This is a genomic window from Serratia sp. PL7 (genome assembly GCF_945957435.1).
In genome coordinates this window covers 10603-32888 of record NZ_CAMFLB010000024.1, presented here as the reverse complement: position 1 = coordinate 32888, position 22286 = coordinate 10603, and the positions used below count along the sequence as shown (strand labels likewise).

General features: G+C 60.0%; 24 protein-coding genes. 15 read left to right on the top strand and 9 right to left on the bottom strand.

The features are described 5' to 3' along the window. Positions 1-37 precede the first annotated feature (37 nt). From rlmB to N6G83_RS43965, 3 genes are all read left to right on the top strand, one after another. On the top strand, positions 38-769 hold the full coding sequence (gene rlmB, locus N6G83_RS43975; protein WP_025305025.1) for a 23S rRNA (guanosine(2251)-2'-O)-methyltransferase RlmB: 732 nt from the start codon (positions 38-40) through the stop codon (positions 767-769). A 116-nt stretch (positions 770-885) separates the two neighbouring features. Beyond that, the gene (locus N6G83_RS43970) at positions 886-2514 is read left to right on the top strand and encodes an isovaleryl-CoA dehydrogenase (RefSeq protein ID WP_260516185.1); all 1629 of its coding nucleotides are present in this window, start codon (positions 886-888) and stop codon (positions 2512-2514) included. A 66-nt stretch (positions 2515-2580) separates the two neighbouring features. Beyond that, entirely contained in the window at positions 2581-2979 is a 399-nt protein-coding gene (locus tag N6G83_RS43965) for a DUF350 domain-containing protein (protein WP_016929354.1), read from the top strand. Here N6G83_RS43965 and N6G83_RS43960 read toward each other — a convergent pair. Together N6G83_RS43960 and bsmA are read right to left on the bottom strand one after the other, a co-directional pair. Beyond that, on the bottom strand, positions 2976-3251 hold the full coding sequence (locus tag N6G83_RS43960) for a DUF1471 domain-containing protein (protein WP_260516184.1): 276 nt from the start codon (positions 3249-3251) through the stop codon (positions 2976-2978). The genes N6G83_RS43965 and N6G83_RS43960 overlap by 4 nt on opposite strands. A gap of 123 nt (positions 3252-3374) precedes the next feature. After that, positions 3375-3683, bottom strand: a complete 309-nt coding sequence (gene bsmA / locus N6G83_RS43955) for a biofilm peroxide resistance protein BsmA (RefSeq protein ID WP_025305028.1) — start codon at positions 3681-3683, stop codon at positions 3375-3377. A 127-nt stretch (positions 3684-3810) separates the two neighbouring features. On the opposite strand from bsmA, the gene yjfP reads away from it, so the two are divergent. Together yjfP and N6G83_RS43945 are read left to right on the top strand one after the other, a co-directional pair. Continuing rightward, on the top strand, positions 3811-4563 hold the full coding sequence (yjfP, locus tag N6G83_RS43950; RefSeq protein ID WP_141997085.1) for an esterase: 753 nt from the start codon (positions 3811-3813) through the stop codon (positions 4561-4563). A 123-nt stretch (positions 4564-4686) separates the two neighbouring features. Next, positions 4687-5061 carry a hypothetical protein gene (locus N6G83_RS43945; RefSeq protein WP_025305030.1) on the top strand — a complete coding sequence of 125 codons (375 nt, stop codon included), beginning with the start codon at positions 4687-4689 and terminating at the stop codon, positions 5059-5061. Positions 5062-5160: 99 nt separating this feature from the next. Here N6G83_RS43945 and N6G83_RS43940 read toward each other — a convergent pair whose 3' ends face one another. After that, complete coding sequence (locus N6G83_RS43940) at positions 5161-5427, bottom strand: DUF1471 domain-containing protein (RefSeq protein WP_043139300.1); 267 nt, start codon at positions 5425-5427, stop codon at positions 5161-5163. 454 nt (positions 5428-5881) lie between these two features. Between N6G83_RS43940 and rpsF the strand changes: the two genes are divergently transcribed. The 5 genes from rpsF to N6G83_RS43915 all read left to right on the top strand — a co-directional run bounded on the left by rpsF (position 5882) and on the right by N6G83_RS43915 (position 7795). Then, on the top strand, positions 5882-6280 hold the full coding sequence (rpsF, locus tag N6G83_RS43935) for a 30S ribosomal protein S6 (RefSeq protein WP_004933634.1): 399 nt from the start codon (positions 5882-5884) through the stop codon (positions 6278-6280). 8 nt (positions 6281-6288) lie between these two features. Next, complete coding sequence (priB, locus tag N6G83_RS43930) at positions 6289-6606, top strand: primosomal replication protein N (RefSeq protein WP_049233092.1); 318 nt, start codon at positions 6289-6291, stop codon at positions 6604-6606. Positions 6607-6610: 4 nt separating this feature from the next. Next, a complete protein-coding gene (gene rpsR, locus N6G83_RS43925) occupies positions 6611-6838 on the top strand; it encodes a 30S ribosomal protein S18 (RefSeq protein WP_000135199.1) in 228 nt (75 codons plus the stop codon). 39 nt (positions 6839-6877) lie between these two features. After that, positions 6878-7330 carry a 50S ribosomal protein L9 gene (gene rplI, locus N6G83_RS43920; RefSeq protein WP_004933629.1) on the top strand — a complete coding sequence of 151 codons (453 nt, stop codon included), beginning with the start codon at positions 6878-6880 and terminating at the stop codon, positions 7328-7330. Positions 7331-7441: 111 nt separating this feature from the next. Next, positions 7442-7795 (top strand): DUF488 domain-containing protein, encoded by a 354-nt coding sequence (locus N6G83_RS43915; RefSeq protein WP_025305032.1) that lies wholly within the window; start codon positions 7442-7444, stop codon positions 7793-7795. Between the two features lie 3 nt (positions 7796-7798). On the opposite strand, the gene N6G83_RS43910 is transcribed toward N6G83_RS43915, so the two are convergent. Then, complete coding sequence (locus N6G83_RS43910) at positions 7799-8470, bottom strand: OapA family protein (RefSeq protein WP_049208601.1); 672 nt, start codon at positions 8468-8470, stop codon at positions 7799-7801. 267 nt (positions 8471-8737) lie between these two features. On the opposite strand from N6G83_RS43910, the gene fklB reads away from it, so the two are divergent. Then, on the top strand, positions 8738-9358 hold the full coding sequence (gene fklB, locus N6G83_RS43905) for an FKBP-type peptidyl-prolyl cis-trans isomerase (RefSeq protein ID WP_004933618.1): 621 nt from the start codon (positions 8738-8740) through the stop codon (positions 9356-9358). Between the two features lie 43 nt (positions 9359-9401). Here fklB and ytfE read toward each other — a convergent pair whose 3' ends face one another. Further along, positions 9402-10067, bottom strand: coding sequence for an iron-sulfur cluster repair protein YtfE (ytfE, locus tag N6G83_RS43900; RefSeq protein WP_025305034.1), 666 nt, complete (start codon positions 10065-10067; stop codon positions 9402-9404). 113 nt (positions 10068-10180) lie between these two features. Further along, complete coding sequence (locus tag N6G83_RS43895; RefSeq protein ID WP_043139292.1) at positions 10181-12133, bottom strand: bifunctional 2',3'-cyclic-nucleotide 2'-phosphodiesterase/3'-nucleotidase; 1953 nt, start codon at positions 12131-12133, stop codon at positions 10181-10183. A gap of 255 nt (positions 12134-12388) precedes the next feature. On the opposite strand from N6G83_RS43895, the gene cysQ reads away from it, so the two are divergent. After that, the gene (gene cysQ / locus N6G83_RS43890) at positions 12389-13129 is read left to right on the top strand and encodes a 3'(2'),5'-bisphosphate nucleotidase CysQ (protein ID WP_004933611.1); all 741 of its coding nucleotides are present in this window, start codon (positions 12389-12391) and stop codon (positions 13127-13129) included. A 1-nt stretch (position 13130) separates the two neighbouring features. Here the strand turns inward: cysQ and N6G83_RS43885 are convergent, their stop codons facing one another. After that, positions 13131-13688 carry a YtfJ family protein gene (locus N6G83_RS43885; RefSeq protein ID WP_025305036.1) on the bottom strand — a complete coding sequence of 186 codons (558 nt, stop codon included), beginning with the start codon at positions 13686-13688 and terminating at the stop codon, positions 13131-13133. A 330-nt stretch (positions 13689-14018) separates the two neighbouring features. On the opposite strand from N6G83_RS43885, the gene N6G83_RS43880 reads away from it, so the two are divergent. Further along, the gene (locus N6G83_RS43880) at positions 14019-14225 is read left to right on the top strand and encodes a DUF1107 domain-containing protein (protein WP_004933604.1); all 207 of its coding nucleotides are present in this window, start codon (positions 14019-14021) and stop codon (positions 14223-14225) included. A 69-nt stretch (positions 14226-14294) separates the two neighbouring features. On the opposite strand, the gene N6G83_RS43875 is transcribed toward N6G83_RS43880, so the two are convergent. Both N6G83_RS43875 and msrA read right to left on the bottom strand, forming a co-directional pair. Beyond that, the gene (locus N6G83_RS43875; protein ID WP_004933603.1) at positions 14295-15626 is read right to left on the bottom strand and encodes a hemolysin family protein; all 1332 of its coding nucleotides are present in this window, start codon (positions 15624-15626) and stop codon (positions 14295-14297) included. A gap of 180 nt (positions 15627-15806) precedes the next feature. After that, positions 15807-16448 (bottom strand): peptide-methionine (S)-S-oxide reductase MsrA, encoded by a 642-nt coding sequence (msrA, locus tag N6G83_RS43870; protein WP_043139288.1) that lies wholly within the window; start codon positions 16446-16448, stop codon positions 15807-15809. Between the two features lie 304 nt (positions 16449-16752). Between msrA and N6G83_RS43865 the strand changes: the two genes are divergently transcribed. Continuing rightward, the gene (locus tag N6G83_RS43865; RefSeq protein WP_169540592.1) at positions 16753-18471 is read left to right on the top strand and encodes an autotransporter assembly complex protein TamA; all 1719 of its coding nucleotides are present in this window, start codon (positions 16753-16755) and stop codon (positions 18469-18471) included. Further along, positions 18468-22286 carry a translocation/assembly module TamB domain-containing protein gene (locus tag N6G83_RS43860; protein WP_060433988.1) on the top strand — a complete coding sequence of 1273 codons (3819 nt, stop codon included), beginning with the start codon at positions 18468-18470 and terminating at the stop codon, positions 22284-22286. Before N6G83_RS43865 ends, N6G83_RS43860 begins: the two co-directional genes overlap by 4 nt.

Genomic DNA, 22286 nt, shown 5'->3' with positions numbered 1-22286 from the left:
CCGGTTATCGCCGGCCGCACGAATTTAAAAGAGCATCATGAGCGAAATTATTTACGGCATCCACGCCGTCAAAGCCCTGTTAGAGCGCGATCCGCAACGCTTCCTGGAAGTGTTTATCCTGAAAGGCCGCGAAGATCGCCGTCTGCAACCGCTGATCGCCGAGCTGGAAGCGACCGGCATCGTGATCCAGGTGGCGAACCGCCAATGGCTGGATGACAAGGTTGAAGGCGCGGTGCACCAGGGGATCATCGCCCGGGTGCGCGAAGGGCGTCAGTATCAGGAGAACGATCTGCCGGGCCTGCTGGAAAGCGTGGCGACCCCGTTCCTGCTGGTGCTGGACGGCGTGACCGACCCGCATAACCTCGGTGCCTGCCTGCGCAGCGCCGACGCAGCCGGCGTGCACGCGGTGATCGTGCCGCGCGACCGTTCCGCCCAGCTGAACGCCACCGCCAAGAAAGTGGCCTGTGGTGCCGCCGAAAACGTGCCGTTGATCCGCGTGACCAACCTGGCACGTACGCTGCGTCTGCTGCAAGAGATGAATGTCTGGGTGGTGGGCACCGCCGGCGAAGCCGACCATACGCTGTATCAGAGCAAAATGACCGGCCCGATGGCGCTGGTGATGGGCGCGGAAGGCGAAGGCATGCGTCGCCTGACTCGCGAACACTGCGACGAGCTGATCAGCATCCCGATGGCCGGCACCGTCTCTTCGCTGAACGTGTCGGTCGCCACCGGCATCTGCCTGTTCGAAGCGGTGCGTCAGCGCGGCTGATTCTTCTGACGGGGGCCCCGTGCCCCCGTTAATTCCCCCTCTTGTGATCCCGCCTGCGGCAGAAATCTCTGCGCCGACCATACTTATTCCTGACGCTTTTTTCAGGGAGCACTCTCATGGTCTGGACTACGCACACCGTTTTTAACCAACCCAAGCCGCTGGGCAACAGCAACCTGTTTCTCTCCGATACGCCGCTGCACGAAGCGTTGCAGCGTGAACAAGGCGGTTGGGACGCCGAGGTATTGGCCTCGCTGGGCCAGCAGCTCGGTACCCAGGAGTCGCTGGAGCTGGGGCGGCTGGCTAACGCCAACCCGCCGGAACTGTTGCGCTACGACGCCACTGGCCAGCGGCTGGACGACGTTCGCTTTCACCCCGCCTGGCATATTCTGATGCAGGGCCTGATCGCCAATCGGGTGCACAACCTGCCCTGGCAGGAGGATGCGCGCATCGGTTCCTTCGTGGCGCGCGCCGCGCGCTTTATGCTGCATGCGCAGGTCGAGGCCGGCACGCTGTGCCCGGTGACCATGACCTTCGGCGCCACGCCGCTGTTGCTGCAGGCTTTACCGGCCGAGTTTCGCTCCTGGCTGACGCCGCTGCTGTCGGACCGTTATGACGCTCACCTGCTGCCGGGCGGGCAAAAGCGCGGCCTGCTGATCGGCATGGGCATGACGGAGAAACAGGGCGGCTCCGATGTCTTGAGCAATACCACCACCGCCACGCCGCTCGGCGCGCGCGGGCCGGGCGAAGCTTACCGGCTGGTGGGGCACAAGTGGTTCTTCTCGGTGCCGCAGAGCGATGCGCACCTGGTGCTGGCGCAGGCCGAAGGCGGGCTGTCCTGCTTCTTCCTGCCGCGCATTTTGCCGGACGGCAGCCGCAACGCCATTCGCCTTGAGCGGTTGAAAGACAAGCTGGGCAACCGCTCCAACGCCAGCAGCGAGGTGGAGTTTCAGGATGCCACGGCCTGGCTGCTGGGCGATGAGGGCGACGGCGTGCGGCATATCCTGAAGATGGGCGGCCTGACCCGTTTCGACTGTTCGTTGGGCAGCCACGGCCTGATGCGCCGCGGGCTGTCGGTGGCGCTGTATCATGCGCTGCAGCGGCAGGCGTTCGGCAAGCTGTTGATAGAACAACCGCTGATGCGCCAGGTCTTGGCGCGCATGGCGCTGCGGCTGGAAGGGCATACCGCGTTGCTGTTCCGGCTGGCTCGCGCCTGGGAAAGCCGCAGCAATGAAGGCGAACTGATCTACAGCCGTCTGCTGACGCCGGTGGCCAAATACAGCATTTGCCGCCAGGGCATGCCGTTCATCGCCGAGGCGATGGAGGTGCTGGGCGGCATCGGTTACTGCGAGGAGAGTGAACTGCCGCGCCTGTACCGTGAAATGCCGGTGAACAGCATCTGGGAGGGCTCTGGCAACATCATGTGTCTGGACGTGTTGCGCAGCCTGCACAAACTGCCGGGCGCGCTCGAGATGTTGCAGTTCGAGCTGCAGCCGGTGCGCGGCCAGAATCGGTTGTTCGATCGCGCCTGGCGGCAGTGGCAGCAGCGTGCCCGGCAACCGCGTGAAGAGATGGGGCGGCTGCTGACCCAGCAGCTGTTCGACCTGTGCTGCGCCGCGCAGCTGCTGCAGCACGCCAGCCCGCAGATCGCCGACGCCTGGTGTCATATGACGCTGGATCACCGTGGCGAGAGCCTGCTGTCGGCCGAAGTGTGCGAACTGCTGCTGAGTCGCGCCATCGGCGGTTAGGGAAAAGGGTGGCGCCCGGCGGCGAAAACCTTTTTAATTCAGCCTCACTCTGACAGGAAAATGCACATGGATATTCTCAGCGCGTTGGCGGCGTTTGCCTCTTACTTCTTCAGCGGCTTCGCCATGATTTTGGTGTTTCTGTTCGTCTATACCCGTATCACCCCGCACGATGAATGGGCGCTGATCAAGGCTGATAATCAATCCGCCGCCTTTGCTTTCATCGGCGCCTGCCTGGGGTATGTGATCCCGCTGGCCAGCGCGGCGATCAACTCGATTAGCCTGCTGGATTACCTGCTGTGGGGCGTGGTGGCGCTGGTGGTGCAACTGCTGCTGTTCGCCGCCGTGAAGATCTACATGCCGCGCATCAGCGAAAAGATCGAAGCGAATCACCTGGCCGCCGGGATTTTCCTGGGGGGCGTCTCCGTTAGCGGCGGCGTGTTGAATGCGGCTTGCATGAGCTATTAAAGGTATAAGATGGCGGAGGCGCGCCAGCCAAGCGGGTGCGCCTGTTCTTCCATCCGCAGGATGCGGTAATAGCTGGCGCCGTGTTGGTCGGCGGTGCGGGCAATGGCCAGTTCCGCTTCCTGCGGCGAACCGGGCAGATCGTTGAAAGTGATCTCGGCGATTTCACTGAGCGGCGTCACGCGATCGGCGGGCGCCAGCTCGGCGGACTGTGCGCCGGTGCTGAGCAATGCCATGGAAAGCAAGAGGGAGGTGAGTGCGGTGGAGCGTTTCATGGCGTTCCCCTTCGTCAGATCCTGAATCGACACCCGCAACATGCGGCATGCTGTCCCTCAGTGTGCAACACCCTTCTTCAGCCAGTGCAAAGCCAGTGTAAATCTGCTTAAAAAATCCCCGCCTTAACGATACAGGATCGCCTGGGAATACCATTGGCCCGGCACGACGGTTTCGCTGTTCATGATGATCACGTAATAACGGGCGCCGGCGGCGGTGGCCTTGCGTTGGATCTCCGCTTCCACGTCCATCGGACTGCCGCGCACCACGGCGGTGATGGTGCCCATTTTCGCCAGTGCGGCGGTCTGCGCGCGGACGATCTCCTGCGCCTGTGCGGTGGGGGGCGGTGGCGGTTTCGGCGTGGTGGTCATGATGCCGCAGGCGGAAAGCTGTGCGGCCAGCGTCAGGGCGATGAGTGTGCGGACTAGCGTCATGGTGACCTCGAAAGAGCCGGTGCGATGGCTTCAGTGTAACGCAATATAAGCTGTAACAGATTGAGCTAACGCTGCTTCGCGCAAGTTTGTCATGATTAAGGCCAACAGGTGGAGTGAGGATGAACGGATGATCGAAATTCATGACGAGCGAGTGGGCGATATCGCGGTGATCCATGCGGTGCCGGCGGGGCAGTATCATCGGCCGCTGCCGACGGTGTTCTTCTGTCATGGTTATACCTCGTCGAAAGAGGTGTACGCCTACTTCGCCTATGCGCTGGCGCGTGCCGGTTTTCGGGCGGTGTTGCCGGATGCCGATCGGCACGGCGAGCGATTCGACGGCGATGAGGCGCAGCGCCTGGCGTCATTCTGGGAGATCCTGCGCAGCAATATCGACGAACTGCCGCAGATCAAGGCGCATTTCGAGCGGCTTGGCCTGATCGTCGACGGCCGCATTGGCGTCGCCGGCGCCTCAATGGGCGGCATGACCGCGCTGGGCGCCTTCGCGCGCTTTCCGTGGATCCGGGTGGCCGCCAGCCTGATGGGCTCAGGCTATTACCGTGCGCTGGCGCAAACGCTGTATCCGCCGTTGGGCGAAGAGGGCGAGGCACTCTCGCCGGCGGCGTTTGCGGCGCGCACCGCCGTGTTGGCGGAGTATGAGCTGGAAGGGCGTTTGGAGACGATCGCCGGGCGGCCGCTGCTGCTGTGGCACGGCGAGACGGACGACGTGGTGCCGGCGGCGGACAGCCTGCGTTTGGCGGCTGAACTGCGGCAGCAAGGCGCAGATGGCCGCTTGACGTCGCTCGTCGAGCCGGGCGTGAAGCACCGCATCACGCCGCTGGCGCTGTCCGCTACCACCGATTTCTTCCTCCGCGAGCTGTAATACGCATCCGGGCGCGATGCGTGGAATTGCGCCGCTCTCTGCGGGCTGTTTCGGTCATTGTTTGACGCATGGCGGAGGAGAATGTCAGCGTGAATTCTTTCAGGGCAGCAAGGAGCGGAGAGCATGATAAAGGGTATCAGCAATACGGCCGAGACAGCGCGCGGGCTGGTGGGAACGATGAAAGTGCGCGCCGATCTTAACTCAGCGGCCTTCAGCGAGATGTTGGGGGCAGCCGACGGCAAGGTGCGGCAAAACAAGGCGGATCCGCTGTCGCGCATCACCGCGCAGACGGTGCAAAACCTGACGGCGCTGTTTGCCTTCGCGCCGAAAGCGGCGGCCACTCACACCGCGGCGGCCGGTACGCTCTCCTTCGAGCAGCGGGTGACGCTGACGCAAAGCGCCGAGCTGCTGCAAACGCGGACAAACTATCTGCGGATGGCGCTGCAATTGCACAATCCGGGCAAAGCGTTCAGCGCGCCGGCGTTGCTCAAGCTGTGACAGGTGAGAAAGTGGAGCGCCCGACAAGCGGCGCTCCGGCGAGGATTGAGCGGGCTTTCTGATGAAGCCCTGGGGATTTCCCTGGCGTGGCGCGTCTTTTTAGCGGTACAGCTCGGCGCTGACGTGCATCGTGCTGTTGTCGCCCGGTTCGTGCAGGGCGATGATGCGATAAGAGGTCGCGCCGCGTTGATCGGCGATTTTACTGACCTGGCTGCTGGCGTCATCCGGCGAAACCACGTTCTGGTTCAGGGTGACGAAGCCAACGCTCTGGCGTTGATCGGCCTGGTGCGAGCTAATCTCCGTCGCGGCCATCACGTTGGCGGAGAACAGGGCGGCCAGCGCCGTCGCGAGAATAATGCGTTTCATAGTGCCTCTCTTAACCCTTTGCCGTTACGGCCTGACAGCGAGTGTCGCTGCGGCAAAAAGTCATTTATCTGCATTGAATAACCTGAAATCTTTTTCGTCGCGCTGTCTGCGGCGGATATGGTTAATTTTAGTCCGTTACTGCGGATTAAAAAGTGGGGTGTTTTGATGACCTCTTTCAAAAAAAATGAAATAGATTTGTGACTCAGCGCTGATTTCATTGAAAGATTTTTGAAACCCATGGATCGGCGTACATAGGTTCACCCACGAGCAAATCGTGCTATTTCCCATAGCGCCTCGCATTAACGCGAATAAAACCCACGCAGTCCTTGAGTTTCCCGCCCTGCGTCAGTATGATTACGCGTCATTTTTCAGCCGCACACTAAACACGTTCCTTGCTTCCATGGGCCGCGGTTGACCCTGACAGGAGGCTGAATAATCCGTAAGGAGCAATTCGATGCGTCATTACGAAATCGTTTTTATGGTCCATCCTGACCAAAGCGAACAGGTTCCGGGCATGATCGAGCGTTACAGTGCTACCATCACTAACGCGCAAGGTCAGATTCACCGTCTGGAAGACTGGGGCCGCCGTCAACTGGCTTACCCGATCAATAAACTGCACAAAGCCCACTACGTTCTGCTGAACGTTGAAGCTCCGCAGGAAGCGATCGATGAGCTGGAAACTAACTTCCGCTTCAACGACGCCGTTATCCGTAGCATGGTTATGCGCGTTAAGCACGCGGTAACTGAAGCATCTCCGATGGTTAAAGCGAAAGACGAACGTCGTGGCGATCGCCGCGAAGACTTCGCTAACGAAACCGCAGATGATGCAGATGCTGGGGATTCTGAAGAGTAATTGCCGTCGTGACGGCTAATCGTCTGGTCTTGTCGGGCACTGTGTGCAAGGCGCCGGTTCGAAAAGTGAGTCCTTCCGGGATACCGCACTGCCAATTTGTGCTAGAGCACCGTTCGCAGCAGATGGAAGCCGGATTCAGCAGACAAGCATGGTGCCGAATGCCCGTGGTTGTCAGCGGACAACAGTCACAAGCACTAACTCAAAGATTAACGGTCGGCAGTCAGATTACCGTGCAAGGCTTTGTAAGCTGCCATCAAGGGCGCAACGGGCTGAGCAAATTGGTTCTGCATGCCGAGCAGATTGAATTGATAGATTCTGGAGACTAGCCAAATGGCACGTTATTTCCGTCGTCGCAAGTTCTGCCGTTTCACCGCGGAAGGCGTTCAAGAGATTGACTATAAAGACATCGCTACGCTGAAAAACTACATCACTGAAAGTGGTAAAATTGTCCCGAGCCGTATCACCGGTACTCGTGCAAAATATCAGCGCCAGCTGGCCCGTGCTATCAAGCGCGCGCGCTACCTGTCTTTGTTGCCGTACACTGATCGTCATCAGTAATCGGCCACTGTCCATTAACGACTTTGAGAGGATAAGGTAATGCAAGTTATTCTGCTTGATAAAGTAGCAAACCTGGGCAGCCTGGGTGATCAAGTTAACGTTAAAGCGGGCTACGCTCGTAACTTCCTGGTACCACAGGGCAAAGCTGTTCCTGCTACCAAGAAAAACGTTGAGTTCTTCGAAGCACGCCGTGCTGAACTGGAAGCCAAACTGGCTGACGTTCTGGCTGCTGCTGAAGCTCGCGCAACCAAGATCAACGAACTGGGTTCAGTGACCATCGCTTCCAAATCTGGCGACGAAGGTAAACTGTTCGGCTCTATCGGCACCCGCGACATCGCTGACGCAGTGACTGCGGCAGGCGTTGAAGTTGCCAAGAGCGAAGTTCGTCTGCCGAACGGCGTTCTGCGTACCACTGGTGAGCACGAAGTGCACTTCCAGGTACACAGTGACGTGTTCGCACAGCTGAATGTAGTTGTGGTTGCAGAAGCGTAATTTACGCTGCTGTTAACCCGGTTAAAACGCCAGCCTCGCGCTGGCGTTTTGCTTTTCTGCGCCCGGCAAAACGCGCTACGCTTGAAGACGGGATGAAAAGGAGAGCGAGCGATGGCAAAGATTATGCTGCAGCGGGTTTATGACTTCAGCGCGCCGGCGCCGGAACACTGTTATCTGATAGACCGGCTATGGCCGCGCGGTATCAGCAAGGAGCGGCTGACGGGCGTGCAGTGGCTGAAACAGGTGGCGCCGGATGACGAACTGCGCAAGTGGTTCCATCAGCATACCGACCAGTGGACAGTCTTCGAAGAGCGTTACCGCCAACAGCTGGCTACCAACGACGCCTGGCAGCCGCTGGTGGCGCTCTTACGGCAGGGGAAAACGCTGACGCTGCTGTATGGCAGCAAGGACACCGAGCACAACCAGGGCGTGGTGCTGCGCGAGTTTTTGCTGGCGCAGCTGTAGGGATTAGCGTTCCCGGCGGTAGCTGCCGTCGGCCTGGCGGCGGAACAGCGCCTGGCTGTTGTCCACGGTGGTGACTGACAGCGCGTTAATCACGCCGTTAGCGTCGCGTTCGATGCGCACTTCCTGGCCGGCTTTCATGTTGCTCAGCGGCTTGTCGCCGCCTTCCACCTGCGCCATGGCAAACACTTCATTTACCGGCAGATTGTTATCGCGAAACAGCTGGGCCAGGGTCTGGCCTGGCTGGATTTGGTAACGCTGCCAGTTGCCCGCCGGCGTCGGTTCGTTGGCTGAAGTGGTACCGCCGTCGTTTTGCAGATCGGCCTGCAGTGGCACGCTGGTTTCTTGGTGGGAGACCGGGAACGGCTGTCTTTCGGGCGAATAGGGCCACAGCAACGCCAACAGCAGAATGATGCCAAAGATCAGCACCCAGCGGCGGTGAAAGTAGGGCAGCGGCTCCATCCAATGGAAACGGTCCGGCAGATGCCAGACTTTGGCCAGCAGCGCTTTGAGCTGCTGCATTTTATCGTTGGCCGACGGTGGCTCCGATGGCGGTTCCGCGCCTTCAGACGTGGGTGCGGCGCCCGGTTTCAGGCGCTGGCTGACGTTCAGCCAGGTGCGCAGCAGCGGCTGGTAGATGCGGGTGGTTTTCCTTCTCCTGGGCGCGATTCTGCCCATGGTGACCTCTCTTCGACGGCGTAATAATGAGCGCGGCGCGGCAAGCGCGTTGCCTGCCCGATATCCTGCTTTCAGTATAGTCCGCTAACTGATTGAAGTGAAAGGCGGCTGAGCGGCAGGGCCGGGGTTTGCGGCTGCGGGCGTTAACAGAAGGTTATTGTTTCTTTTTCTACGACAAAAGTCATCATTCTCCACACAAGATTTTACCCGGCATTGACGCGCTGTTATGCTGCGCTTTCGACTTTTTACAGACTTAAGGAAAACCCCATGACAACCCCTTCTTTTGACAGCGTTGAAGCGCAAGCAAGTTACGGGATTGGTTTACAGGTCGGCCAGCAGCTGCAAGAGTCCGGGCTGGAAGGTTTGCAACCGGAAGCTTTGCTGGCGGGTCTGCGCGACGCGCTGGAAGGGAATGCCCCGGCGGTTCCGGTAGACGTGGTGCACCGTGCGCTGCGTGAAATCCACGAGCGTGCGGATGCGGTGCGCCGCGAGCGCCAGCAGGCGATGGCCGTTGAAGGCCAGAAATTCCTGGACGACAACGCCAAGCGCGACGACGTGACGCTGACCGAGTCCGGCCTGCAGTTCTCCGTACTGGAGCAGGGCAACGGCCCGATCCCGTCCCGTCAGGATCGCGTGCGTGTGCACTACACCGGTCGTCTGATCAACGGCGACGTGTTCGACAGCTCGGTCGAGCGCGGCCAGCCGGCAGAATTCCCGGTCAGCGGCGTGATCCCAGGCTGGATTGAAGCGCTGACCCTGATGCCGGTCGGTTCCAAATGGCAGCTGTATATCCCGCACAACCTGGCCTACGGCGAACGTGGCGCAGGCGCGTCCATCCCGCCGTTCAGCGCGCTGGTGTTCGACGTCGAGCTGCTGGAAATCCTGTAATCCTACCGAAGATTGCTCTGGGCGCCTTTATGGCGCCCTTGTTTTATGCGCCGCTCAGCGCGCGCGGGAACAGCAGATTGTTTTCCAGGCTGATGTGCTCCATCAGATCGCCGATGAACTCGTCGAGGCCGTTGTACAGCGCCCGCCAGGTGGTGCAGGCGCCCTCCGGTGGCGTCACGTTATCGGTGAGGAACTTCACCACCTCCAGTTGTTCACCCGCCTCGTCATGCTCATGTTCCATCACTGAGATCGGTCCGGCGGCCTGCGGCCCCATGCCTTGTTTGATCAGCGGGAACAGGATCTGTTCCTCTTTCATCATGTGATTCTCCAGATCCAGGCGGATCAGGTTCAGCTGCTTCGCCAGTCCGCGCGGGCAGGTGGGTTTGTCACCGTGCACACGTTCGACTTTTTCCGCCATCAGCACCAGTTCGGCCAGCTGCTCGCGGTGCCGCTGATGAAAGCGCGGCAGAATGTAATCAATTACTTCACCGAGCGGCGCCGTGCGCCAGTCCCGACTCTGCTCCGGTGTGGCGGCCAGGGCGGCCAGTTCGTTTTCCAGTGTGTCGATATCCAGCCCTTTGCGCTCGGCGGCGCGTGCCAGCGATTGCCGGCCTCCGCAACAGAAATCCAGCTGATGCTGGCGAAACAGGCGGGATGCCCGGGGAATGGCGATAGCGAGCGCGCCAAGGGATTGATTGCGGTAATCCATGGTAGTGCCTCTTTAAACGAAGGGATTTTATAACATGTATTTTAAATGCAATTTAAAGGGCGCGCCAGCGGGAAAATAGAGGTGATGGCCGGGGGAGTGCCCCGGCCTGGTGATTATTTCGCGCTTAAATCGATGCGATAGACCGCGAAACCGATACGGTCATTGCCTTCGGCGGTCATCGGGTATTGGGCGTGCTCTTTGATAAACGCCGTCGCTTTGTCCGAAGGCGAGGTCTCGAAGCGAATATCCAGCGGCTGCTTGCTGCTGAAGTTAGCCAAACGCCAATTGTTGTCCGCCTGCGGGCGCACCGCGCCATGCCGCTGGGTTTCGGCGCTGATGTAGGTCGCCAGCACCGAGCGGTTTTCATCCGGCGAAGCGAAGGCGATATGTTTGTCGCCGGTGCCGGCAAACTTGCCGCCGTAGGCGCGATAGTTGTTGGTGGCAACCAGGAAGGTGGCGTTCGGATCGATAGGCTTGCCGTTAAAGGTCAGCTGTTTGATACGCTCCGCCTTCTCGTTGATCAGCTGGCATTCGCCGTCGTAACGCGCCGGCTGGCTGACGTCGATCTGGTAGTTGACGCCGTCGATCACGTCGAAGTTATAGGTGCGGAAGCCGTCCCAGTTGATCAAGCCCTGCGGCTTGGCGCTGTTGACGTCGATCTGGTTGAACTGGCCGGCGGAGCACTCCAGCCACTCTTTCACCTCTTTGCCGCTGGCCTTCACCACCACCAGCGTATTGGGGTAGAGATAGAGATCGGCGGCGTTGCGGAAGGTGAGCTGGCCTTTTTCCACTTCGACGAAGCTGGCGGGATCGTTCTTGCGGCCGCCGACCTTGAACGGCGCCGCCGCCGACAGCACCGGCAGATCGGCGAGGTCCGGATCGCCCTGGATGTAATGTTCGACGTAGGCCTTCTGCGCATTGTTGACGATCTGCACCGTCGGATCGTCCTGCACCAGCGCCAGGTAGCTGTACATGTTGCCGTCGGATTTACCGATCGGCTGGCTGACGAACTCGCGCGTGCCTTTGTGATCGTCCGCCAACACCTTCACCAGCGCGGCATCTTCCGCCGCCAGCGATGTCTTGTTCTCTTTATCGTAGATCGGCCGTGCTTCCGCTTTGGCGGCGGTCACTTTCCAACTGCCGTTATCGTTGTTGAGCTGCAGATCGACCACGCCGAGATGATCGCCCCATTGGCCCGGCATCACCGCCGGTACGCCGTTCAGCAGGCCTTTGTCGATATCCGCGCCTTTGATGTTGGCGAAGTCTTTGCTCGGGAACACCGCATGGGCGTGACCGAACATGATGGCGTCGATGCCCGGCACCTGGCTGAGGTAGTAGACTGAGTTCTCCGCCATTGCCTTGTAAGGCTCGCTGGACAGCCCGGAATGCGGGATCGCCACCACCAGATCGGCGCCCTGTTTACGCATTTGCGGCACGTAGCGCTTGGCGGTGGCGGTGATGTCGTCCACCGTCACTTTGCCCTGCAGGTTGGCTTTGTCCCACACCAGGATCTGCGGCGGCACGAAGCCGATATAGCCGATGCGCAGCGTATGCGCCTTGCCGTCGCGGTCTTTCACCGGCGTATCGACGATGATGTACGGCGTGAACAGCGGTTTTTGCGTTTTGGCGTCGATGACGTTGGCGTTGATGTACGGGAATTTGGCGCCGGCGATGGCGTTCTTCAGATAGTCCAGCCCGTAGTTGAACTCATGGTTGCCGATGTTGCCGACCACATAGTCCAGCGTGTTCATCGCCTTATAGACCGGGTGCACGTCACCCGGTTTCAGCCCCTTGGCCGCCATGTAGTCGCCGAGCGGGCTGCCCTGAATGATGTCGCCGTTGTCCACCAACACCGCGTTGGCGGCCTGCTGGCGCGCCTGTTGGATCAGGCTGGCGGTGCGCACCAGGCCGAATTTGTCGGTCGGCGTGTCCTTGTAGTAATCGAAGTCCATCATGTTGCTGTGCAGATCGGTGGTTTCCAGCACGCGCAGATCGACGGTCGCCGCCTGCGCCGAGGCGCACACCAGCAGCGCAAGCGCGGACAGCGTCAGTGGATGCTTCATCATTTGGGGTTCTCTCCATTCCATTATTCGAGTGTTATCGCAGAGGGAAATGTAATTAACACTGCTTGCTACAGTAAACTGTGAAGTGTGGCAGAAAACGGGAGCAGGTAACGCGGGGAAGTTCACAGTTGTGCCCAACAAGATCTGAGGATTTCCCGTGGCTTAGCCGGTTGAGATGGATATTCGGCGTAAAAAAAACTAGTCTGCTAGCAGAGACAGAGGGAAATTTCCCACGGAGATGCAGAGTTGAGGTGCATGATGTTAGAGCGAATTTGCCAACTGTCCCGCGAGGCGGGGGCGGCGATCATGGCGGTGTACGACGGTGAACAACCGCTTGATGTCGCACAGAAAAAAGATGACTCACCGGTGACGGCGGCCGATCTGGCGGCGCATCACATCATCAAGCGCGGCCTGGCGGCCCTGACGCCGGAGGTGCCGCTGCTGTCGGAAGAGGATCCGCCGGCGTGGGAAGAGCGCCGCAGCTGGACGCGCTACTGGTTGGTCGATCCGTTGGACGGCACCAAAGAGTTTTTGCACCGCAACGGCGAGTTCACGGTCAATATCGCCCTGATTGAAGACGGGCAGGCGGTGATGGGCGTGGTGTATGCCCCGGCGATCGACGTGTTGTATCTGGCGGAGCGCGGCAAGGCCTGGAAAGAAGAGAAGGGCGTGCGGCAGGCGATCGGCGTCAGCAACGCGCATCCGCCGCTGGTGGTGGTGAGCCGCTCGCATATCGACGACGAGCTGAAAGATTACCTTCAGCAACTGGGCGAGCACCAGACCGTGTCCGTCGGTTCCTCGCTGAAGTTTTGCCTGGTGGCGGAAGGCAAGGCGCAGCTTTATCCGCGCTTTGGGCCGACCAACATTTGGGATACCGCCGCAGGGCATGCGGTGGCGGTGGCTGCCGGGGCGCAAATTCACGATTGGCAGGGCAAGCCGTTGCTCTATACCCCGCGTGAATCTTTCCTCAACCCCGGCTTCCGGGTGTCGCTGTTCTGAGTTAGTTCGCCAACAGCTGGTGCAGTTTGGATATCACCTGCTGCACCTCTTCCGGCGTCAGCGCGCCGTCTTTAGCAAACTGAATGCGCCCTTGCTTATCCAGCACCACGATGGCTGAGCCTTTCGGCTGCAAATCCCAGGCCTTGCGCACGTTACCGTCGCTGTCGACGATAAACTGCGACCACGGGAACTCCTTCTTGCTGTCTTCAATGCTGCTGCGCACGAACATCGCGGTGCCCATCAGGGCATCGTCGGTGTTGACGATTGTCGTCGTTTGGTAACGATCGTGTGGTAGCTTCGCTTTCTTGATCGCTTCAATCAGTGGGTCGTTCATGTCTTTGGCGGAGCTGCGGCCGGCAATATGTTGTATCACTCGCACTTTTCCACTGAGCTGCGCGCTGTTCCAGTTTTGGTAGCTAAAATTACCGTCAGCGTAGTTGAGCTCTCCTTTGTCGCTGACGCCAACCGGCGCTACGCGCTGCTGGAGCTGGAAGTTGTGCGCGGAAGCGAAAAGCGGGGCGAGCAGCAGGGATACCATCAGCATGCGACTTGTTTTCATGCTTTCTCCTTGTAATGGGGGGAATTTGTGCGACAGCACTTCGACAGCCTAAAGCATAGGATGTGATAAGAGGTCTGTCCTGTTAACCGGATCGCAGATTTTCCCTTGGTTCGCTAATCATCAGATTTTGAAGGGATATCCTGAAAACGTTATAAATTATCATATACAATTCTGTCAAAAAGTGTAAATCCAGCGTAGATAACCAGGCAGAAGTGAACGTTCTGGTCTTTACTGGGTCTACTACATGCAATCAAGTTGCGTTCTGAATTTCGAGGCTGCCACCTTTGGCGGCTCGCTGAGCGCATGGATCAACGGGAGGAGCGTAAAAGAATGAGAATCTTCCAGCGTTATAACCCTTTGAAAGTGGCAAAGTACGTTAAGACCCTGTTTCGTGGAAGGCTGTATATCAAGGACGTAGGCGCATTTGAATTCGACGAAGGGAAAATCCTGCCGCCGAAGATTCGCGACAAGCGCCATTTCAGCGTGATGTCTGAAGTGAACCGTCAGGTGCTGCTGTTGCAGACCGAGATGGGGTGAACACCTCGCTGACAGCGGTAAAAAAATGCGGCCCCGATGGGGCCGCTGATGTTTCTGTCCTTCGCGCCGTCAGGCCGCCGGGGTGTCGTCTGGCGCTTTCGGCAGCACCGCCGCCGGTTTGTCGCTCAGCCGGGTGACCAGCAGCTGGTCTATCTTGTAGCTGTCGATATCCACCACCTCGAACTTGTAGCCGGCGTATTTGACGAAGTCGGTGCGTTTCGGGATCTTGCGCAGCATATACATCATAAAGCCGCCGATGGTCTCGTAGTTGCCCGCCTGCGGGAATTCGTCGATGTCCAGCACGCGCATCACGTCGTCGATCGGCGTGCCGCCTTCAATCAACCATGAGCTTTCGTCGCGCGCCACGATCTGTTCTTCCTGGCCCTGGCCGACCAGATCGCCCATCAGCGTGGTCATCACGTCGTTAAGGGTGATGATGCCCACCACCAACGCATATTCATTGAGGATCACCGCGAAGTCTTCGCCGGCGGTTTTGAAGCTTTCCAGCGCTTCGGACAGCGTCAGCGTATCCGGCACGATCAGCGCCGAGCGGATCTGCACGCCGCTGCTCAGCACCAGGCTCTGGTTGCCCAGCACGCGGTTCAGCAGGTCTTTGGAATCGACGTAACCCACCACCTGATCGATATGGCCGTCGCACACCAGGAACTTGGAGTGCGGATGGGTCGAGACCTTCTCCTTGATGCTCTCTTCGCTTTCGCGCAGATCGAAGTACACCACGCTTTCGCGTGAGGTCATCGAAGACGGCACGGTGCGCGATTCCAGCTCGAACACGTTTTCAATCAGCTCGTGCTCCTGCTTGCGCAGCACGCCCGCCAGGGCGCCGGCTTCCACCACCGCGTAGATGTCATCGGAGGTGATATCGTCCTTACGCACCATCGGCAGCTTGAACATGCGGAAGATCAGGTTGGCCATGCCGTTGAAGAACCACACCAGCGGGCGGAAGATCATGATGGAGAAACGCATCGGGTTGATGATCCGGACGGCGACCGTCTCTGGTGCAATCATACCGATGCGCTTCGGGGTCAAATCGGCGAACAGGATAAACAGGCTGGTCACCAGCACGAAGGAGCAGATGAAGCTGACCTGTTCTGCCAGTTCAGGCGACAGGAAGCGATCGAACAACACCTTGAAGGTGGGAGAGAAAGCCGCGTCGCCGACGATACCGCCGAGGATGGCCACGGCGTTCAGGCCGATCTGCACCACGGTGAAGAAGATGCCTGGGGTTTCTTGCAGCTTGAGCACTCTGGCGGCGTTGACGTTACCTTCGTCGGCCATCAGCTTCAGTTTGATCTTGCGCGAGGCGGCCAGAGAGATTTCCGACAGTGAGAAGAACGCACTCACCGCGATCAGAAAAAGAATCAGTAAAATACTGTTTAACATAATCTATCCATACGTGCCGACGGGATGACGGCGCTCTTGAGGAAGGGTAGTACATAGTAAAAAAAGCAGCGATAACAACCAGAAGGGAAGCTATCGGGCCGCAGAAGCGGCCCGCATAGTATAGCAGTTGCCCCACAGGGGCCGCCAGCGGTTAAAAAAGTGCCGCCGGCCGGCATCAAATCAGCCCTGCGGCGGCAGGCAAACGCCGATGCCGCCCAGCCCGCAGTAACCTTCCGGGTTTTTGAACAGGTACTGCTGATGATCGTCTTCCGCATAATAGAACGGCAGCGCCGGCGCGATCTCGGTGGTGATGACGCGCTTGTCGCCCGCCGCGTCCATCGCCTGCTGGAAGCGTTGCAGGCTGCTTTCCGCCTCGGCCTGCTGCTCTGGGCTCAGCGTATAAATCGCCGAGCGGTACTGAGTGCCGACGTCGCCGCCCTGGCGCATGCCCTGCGCCGGATCGTGATTTTCCCAGAATACCTGCAGCAGCTGTTTGTAGCTGACGACCTGCGGATCGAACACCACGCGCACCACTTCGGCGTGGCCGGTCTGGCCGCTGCACACTTCGCGGTAGGTCGGGTTCGGCGTATAGCCGCCGCTGTAGCCGGCGGCGGTGCTGTAGACGCCCGGCTGCTGCCAGAACAGACGCTCGACGCCCCAGAAACAGCCCATGGCGAAGATCGCCACTTCCATGCCTGCCGGCACCTGGGTCATCGAGTGTTCGGTGACCACGTTGAGCGTTGCGACAGGCATTGGCGTGGTGCGGCCAGGCAGCGCGCTTGCCTTATCGACGGTTTGTGATTTATCAAAAAATGGCACCACGGTTGACTCCTGTTGTCACAGTAAGAATTGACCCTACATGGCGGCGGTTCGGTTGTATCTCACCGCGTCTTTGCCCACAATAAGTGGCAAGTTGGATTTTGTATAAGCTTAACGCAGTATTTTGAGCGCCAAAAGTGAAGAATTCGCCTGTTGCGCGGCGGTGGCAAAGCGCGGCGGGTGGCGTCCGGAATAAGGTTGAAGAGGGCTGCCGTCATGATAGCGCGGAGTCTGCCCTGGCCCCGGAGCAAACACCATAACAGGAAAGTAAAATCAATAAGGAGAACACGTGCCAAAGTACCCGGTCATGTGCTTGATATCTGTGTTGCTTGCGGCACCTGCGGCCTATGCGGCGAACGTACGGCTGCAGGTGGAGGGGTTAAGCGGAGAGTTGGAAAAAAACGTCCGAGTGCGGCTGTCGTCGATCACGCCTGAAGAGGTCGGCACCGACGGCCGCTTCCGCGCGCGGGTGGATGAGGCGGTGCGCCAGGGGCTGCGCGCGCTCGGCTATTACCAGCCGACCATCGAGTTTACGCTGGACGACCGACCGGGAATGTCGCGCCCGGTGCTGCATGCCAAGGTCAATCCGGGCGAGCCGGTGCGTATCGCCGGCGCCAATATCGTGCTGGAGGGCGGCGCGAAGACCGATGAAGACTACCTGACGCTGGTAAAGAAGGGGCGGCCGACCATCGGCGAGATCCTCAACCACGGCAAGTATGACAGTTTCAAAGGCTCGCTCACCGGCCTGGCGCTGCGCAAAGGCTATTTCGACGCCGACATGACCAAAAGCCAGCTCGGCGTGGCCGAAGATCTGCACAAGGCGTTTTGGGACATCGATTTCAACAGCGGCGAACGTTACCGCTTCGGCAAGGTGAAATTCACCGGTTCGCAAATCCGCGAAGACTATCTGCAAAATCTGGTGCCCTTTCATCAGGGGGATTACTACAGTTCGGAGGATTTGGCCGAGCTGAACCGCCGTTTGTCCGCTACCAACTGGTTCAACTCGGTGGTGGTGTCCCCTGATTTCAACGATGCCAAAGAGAACAAGATTTTGCCGTTGGACGCGCTGGTAACGCCGCGTACGCGCAATACCATCGAAACCGGTATCGGTTACTCCACCGACGTCGGCCCGCGGGTGAAAGGCACCTGGAAAAAGCCCTGGCTCAACGATCGCGGCCACAGCCTGGAAACCAGCGCTAGCGTGTCGGCGCCGGAGCAGCAACTGGATCTGACCTATAAGATCCCGCTGCTGAAGAATCCGCTGGAGCAGTATTACCTGCTGCAGGGCGGGCTCAAGAACGTCGATCTTAACGACACCAAATCCGTGACCTCCAAAGTGGTGGCCTCGCGCAACTGGGATCTCTCCAGCGGCTGGCAGCGGGCGATCAACCTGACCTGGCGCTGGGATAACTTTACCCAGGGCAACGTCAGCAACACTACCATGCTGTTGTACCCTGGCGTCAGCTTCAACCGCACCCGCTCACGCGGTGGCCTGATGCCGACCTGGGGCGACAGCCAACGCTACTCCATCGACGTGTCCGACACCACCTGGGGCTCCGGCGTGGACTTCGCGCTGATGCAGGCGCAAAACGTCTGGATCCGCACGCTTGCCGACAAGCATCGTTTCGTGGCGCGCGGGCAGGTGGGATGGATAGAAACCAACGACTTCGACAAGGTGCCGCCGGATTTGCGCTTCTTCGCCGGCGGTGACCGCAGCATTCGCGGCTACAAGTACAAAGACATTTCGCCGCGCGGCGACGATGGCAAGCTGACCGGCGCCTCCAAGATGCTGACCGGCTCGCTGGAGTATCAATACAACGTGACCGGCAAATGGTGGGGGGCAATGTTCGTCGATTCCGGTGAAGCGGTGAACGATATCAAGAAAAGCAACTTCAAGACCGGCGCCGGTGTCGGCGTGCGCTGGCAGTCGCCGGTGGGGCCGGTGAAGTTGGATATCGCCGCGCCCGTGGGAGACAAGGACACTCACGGGATGCAGTTCTACATCGGTTTGGGGCCTGAACTATGAGCCTGGTTAAAAAGATTTGTCTCGGATTTCTGGTCGTCCTGCTGTTGCTGATCGGCGGGCTGGCCTTTCTGGTGGGCACTACCACCGGTTTGCATATGGTCATCAACGGCGCGGCGCGCTGGGTGCCGGGGCTGGAGATCGCCGGCGTCAGCGGCGGCTGGCGCGATCTGACGCTGAAGGGCGTGAAGTATCAGATGCCGGGCGTGACGGTCAACGCTGGGCAATTCCATCTGTCCCTCGATCTCTCCTGCTTTAAACGCAGCTCGCTGTGCGTCAACGCCTTGACCGCTCAGGACGTGGACGTGGCGGTGAACACCAAAGAGATGGCGCCCTCCACGCCGGTGGAGGAGAGCAGTGAGCCGACCACCAATCTCAGCACCCCTTATCCGATCACCCTGCGCCTGTTGGCGCTGAACAACATCAAGGTCACCGTCGACGACACCGCCATTTCTCTGGCCGAGTTCCGCACCGGCGCACAGTGGCAAGAGCGCGCGCTGACGCTGATGCCAACCAAGATCGGCTCGTTGCTGATCGCCTTGCCGAAAACGCCGCAAAATCCGTTGCCGGAAGCGGTGCAACCGGCGGTTGAGGTAGCGAAAAAGGTCGGTGAGCAGGTTACCGACGCGGCGAAACCGGCGCCGCAGCCGGAAGAGAAGCCGCTCGGCGAAACGCTGAAGGAACTGTTCGCCAAACCGCTGTTGCCGGATCTGCCGGACATCCGCCTGCCGCTGGATATCACCGTCAAAGAGATCAGCGGCGAACAGCTGCGCTTGACCGGCGATACCGACGTGCTGATCACGAGTCTGTTGCTGCAGGCCAGCACGCAGGATCAGCATATCCAACTGGACAACTTCGACGTGAAGTCGCCGCAGGGCACGCTGTCGGTGCAGGGGCAGGCGACCCTGACCGGCGACTGGCCGGTGGCCCTGACCGCCAACAGCGCGCTGAACATCGAACCGCTGAAGGGCGAGAAGGTGAAGCTGAACATCGGTGGCGGGCTGCGTGATGAGCTGAAGGTCGCGCTGAACCTGTCCGGCCCGGTCGGCGCCCAGCTCGATGTGCAAACCCGGCTGGCCGAAGCCGGCCTGCCGCTGGCGCTGACGTTGCAGAGCAAACAGCTGAAATGGCCGCTGAGCGGCGAGGCGCAGTACCAGGTCAACGATTTTCGCCTGCGCTTTAACGGCAAGGCGACCGACTATGCGCTGTCGACACGCGCCAATCTGAAAGGCCAGGATCTGCCGCCGGCGGTGCTGACGCTGGACGGCAAAGGCAACGTTGAGCAGTTCAAGCTGGAGCGCCTGCGGCTGGCGGCGCTGCAGGGCAATACCGATCTCACTGCGCTGGTGGACTGGAGCAAGGCCATCAGCTGGAACTCGCAATTGACGCTGAGCGGCATCAATACCGCCAAGCAGTGGCCGGAATGGCCGGCGAAGCTGGATGGCAAGATCACTACGCGCGGCAGCCTGCACGGCGGCAGCTGGCAGCTGCAGGTGCCGGTGCTGCAGCTGGACGGCAACGTGAAGCAGAACAAGGTCACGGCGCGCGGTACGCTGAGCGGCAACGCCGCCGGGCAGTGGAAAATCCCCGGCATCGATCTGACGCTGGGGCGCAACCAGCTGAACGTCAAAGGGCAGCTGGATGAGAAAAGCTGGAACCTGGACGCCAACATCGACGCGCCGCGTCTGGACGGCGCGCTGCCGGGCCTGGGCGGCACCGCCAAAGGGCTGTTGAAACTGCGCGGCAATCTGCAGGCGCCGCAACTGCTGGCGGATTTGACCGCCTCCGGCTTGCAGTGGCAGGCGCTGCGCATCAACCGCGTGAAAATAGACGGCGACGTGCGCTCCACGGATCAGATCCAGGGGCAGTTGGCGGTACGCGTCGAGCAGCTGAAGCAGGATGCGCTGGAAGTCAGCCTGCTGACCCTCGACGCCAAAGGCAGCGAGAAGCAGCATCAGCTGCAGTTGAAGATCGACGGCAAACCGGTCTCCGGCCAGCTGGCGCTGCAGGGCAGCTTCGATCGTCAGCAGCAGCGCTGGCGCGGCAATCTGAACAATACCCGCTTCGATACGCCGGTAGGGGAGTGGCGCCTGACGCGCGCCATCGCGCTGGATTACCTGAACACCGCGCAGAAAATCAGCATCGGGCCGCACTGTTGGCAGAACCCGAACGCCGAGCTGTGCGTGCCGAAGACCATTGAAGCCGGCCAGAGCGGCCAGGCTAGCGTGGTGCTCAATCGGTTCGACCTGGCGATGATCAAGCCGTTTCTCGGCCCGGAAACCGCCCTGAGCGGCGTGTTCACCGGCCGGGCCGACGTCAGCTGGAAACCAGGCGGCGCGCTGCCGGAGGCGAAAGTCACGCTGGCCGGCAACGGCGTCAAGGTGGTACAGCAGGTGCAGGGCAACGCGCTGCCTATCGCTTTCGATACGCTGACCCTCAACGCCGGCCTGAACAACGGTCGCGCGCAGGCCGACTGGCGGATCAAACTGACCAACAACGGCCAGTTTGACGGCAATATCCAGGTGGTGGATCCGCAGGTGCGGCGCACCATCAGCGGCAACGTCAATATCACCAACATCTCGCTGGCGCTGATCAACCCGGCGCTGATGAAGGGCGAAAGTGCAGCGGGCATGCTGAACGCCAACCTGCGTCTGGGCGGCAGCGCGCAGAAGCCGCTGGTGTTCGGGCGTCTGGCGTTGGATCGGGCGAAGGTGCAGGGGCACTGGATGCCGTTCGATATGACCGACGCGCGGCTGGCGGTGAATTTCAACGGCATGACCTCGACGCTGGAGGGGCTGCTCAGCACCACCCGCGGCCAGCTGAATCTGGCGGGCGATGCAGACTGGCGTGACATCAACGCCTGGCGTGCGCGCATTGCCGCCAAGGGCGACAAGCTGCGGGTGACGGTGCCGCCGATGATCCGCATCGACGTGTCGCCGGATCTGGTGTTCGAAGCCACGCCGCAGCTGTTCTCGCTCAACGGCAAGGTCGACATTCCCTGGGCGCGCATTACGGTGCAGGAGCTGCCGGAAAGCGCGGTGGGCGTCTCTTCCGACGAGGTGATGCTGGACGATCAGCTGAAGCCGATTCAACCGAAGACCGCTTCGATCCCGATCAACAGCAACCTGATGATCCACGTCGGCAATGACGTGCGGCTGGACGCCTTCGGCCTGAAAGCCCGCTTGAAGGGCGATTTGAAAGTGGTACAGGACAAGAAAGGGCTGGGCCTCAACGGCCAGATTGACATCCCTTCCGGTCGCTTCCATGCTTATGGTCAGGATTTGATCGTGCGTAAAGGGCAGCTGATGTTCTCCGGCCCGCCGGATCAGCCGCTGCTCAATATCGAAGCGATCCGCAACCCGGAATCCACCGAGGACGACGTGACTGCCGGCGTGCGCGTGACCGGCCTGGCGGATGCACCGAAGCTGGAAGTGTTCTCCGATCCGGCCAAATCGCAACAGGAAGCCTTGTCTTATCTGCTGCGCGGCCAGGGTTTGAGCAGCTCCGGCGCCGACGGCAACGCCATGACGTCGATGTTAATCGGCATGGGGGTTGCACAAAGTGGTCAACTTGTGGGTAAAATCGGCGAGGCATTCGGCGTGAGTAATTTGGCTCTGGACACTCAAGGGGTTGGCGACAATTCCCAGGTTGTCGTGAGCGGCTATGTCCTCCCAGGCTTACAAGTAAAATATGGGGTGGGCATTTTCGACTCGCTGGCCACGCTGACGTTGCGTTATCGCCTGATGCCTAAGTTGTATCTTGAAGCGGTGTCTGGTCTCGACCAGGCATTAGATTTGCTCTATCAGTTTGAGTTTTAG

Coding starts and splice junctions, on each gene's coding strand:
- rlmB (WP_025305025.1), top strand. CDS start 38: ATGAGCGAAATTATTTACGGCATCCACGCCGTCAAAGCCCTGTTAGAG.
- N6G83_RS43970 (WP_260516185.1), top strand. CDS start 886: ATGGTCTGGACTACGCACACCGTTTTTAACCAACCCAAGCCGCTGGGC.
- N6G83_RS43965 (WP_016929354.1), top strand. CDS start 2,581: ATGGATATTCTCAGCGCGTTGGCGGCGTTTGCCTCTTACTTCTTCAGC.
- N6G83_RS43960 (WP_260516184.1), bottom strand. CDS start 3,251: ATGAAACGCTCCACCGCACTCACCTCCCTCTTGCTTTCCATGGCATTG.
- bsmA (WP_025305028.1), bottom strand. CDS start 3,683: ATGACGCTAGTCCGCACACTCATCGCCCTGACGCTGGCCGCACAGCTT.
- yjfP (WP_141997085.1), top strand. CDS start 3,811: ATGATCGAAATTCATGACGAGCGAGTGGGCGATATCGCGGTGATCCAT.
- N6G83_RS43945 (WP_025305030.1), top strand. CDS start 4,687: ATGATAAAGGGTATCAGCAATACGGCCGAGACAGCGCGCGGGCTGGTG.
- N6G83_RS43940 (WP_043139300.1), bottom strand. CDS start 5,427: ATGAAACGCATTATTCTCGCGACGGCGCTGGCCGCCCTGTTCTCCGCC.
- rpsF (WP_004933634.1), top strand. CDS start 5,882: ATGCGTCATTACGAAATCGTTTTTATGGTCCATCCTGACCAAAGCGAA.
- rpsR (WP_000135199.1), top strand. CDS start 6,611: ATGGCACGTTATTTCCGTCGTCGCAAGTTCTGCCGTTTCACCGCGGAA.
- rplI (WP_004933629.1), top strand. CDS start 6,878: ATGCAAGTTATTCTGCTTGATAAAGTAGCAAACCTGGGCAGCCTGGGT.
- N6G83_RS43915 (WP_025305032.1), top strand. CDS start 7,442: ATGGCAAAGATTATGCTGCAGCGGGTTTATGACTTCAGCGCGCCGGCG.
- N6G83_RS43910 (WP_049208601.1), bottom strand. CDS start 8,470: ATGGGCAGAATCGCGCCCAGGAGAAGGAAAACCACCCGCATCTACCAG.
- fklB (WP_004933618.1), top strand. CDS start 8,738: ATGACAACCCCTTCTTTTGACAGCGTTGAAGCGCAAGCAAGTTACGGG.
- ytfE (WP_025305034.1), bottom strand. CDS start 10,067: ATGGATTACCGCAATCAATCCCTTGGCGCGCTCGCTATCGCCATTCCC.
- N6G83_RS43895 (WP_043139292.1), bottom strand. CDS start 12,133: ATGATGAAGCATCCACTGACGCTGTCCGCGCTTGCGCTGCTGGTGTGC.
- cysQ (WP_004933611.1), top strand. CDS start 12,389: ATGTTAGAGCGAATTTGCCAACTGTCCCGCGAGGCGGGGGCGGCGATC.
- N6G83_RS43885 (WP_025305036.1), bottom strand. CDS start 13,688: ATGAAAACAAGTCGCATGCTGATGGTATCCCTGCTGCTCGCCCCGCTT.
- N6G83_RS43880 (WP_004933604.1), top strand. CDS start 14,019: ATGAGAATCTTCCAGCGTTATAACCCTTTGAAAGTGGCAAAGTACGTT.
- N6G83_RS43875 (WP_004933603.1), bottom strand. CDS start 15,626: ATGTTAAACAGTATTTTACTGATTCTTTTTCTGATCGCGGTGAGTGCG.
- N6G83_RS43865 (WP_169540592.1), top strand. CDS start 16,753: ATGTGCTTGATATCTGTGTTGCTTGCGGCACCTGCGGCCTATGCGGCG.
- N6G83_RS43860 (WP_060433988.1), top strand. CDS start 18,468: ATGAGCCTGGTTAAAAAGATTTGTCTCGGATTTCTGGTCGTCCTGCTG.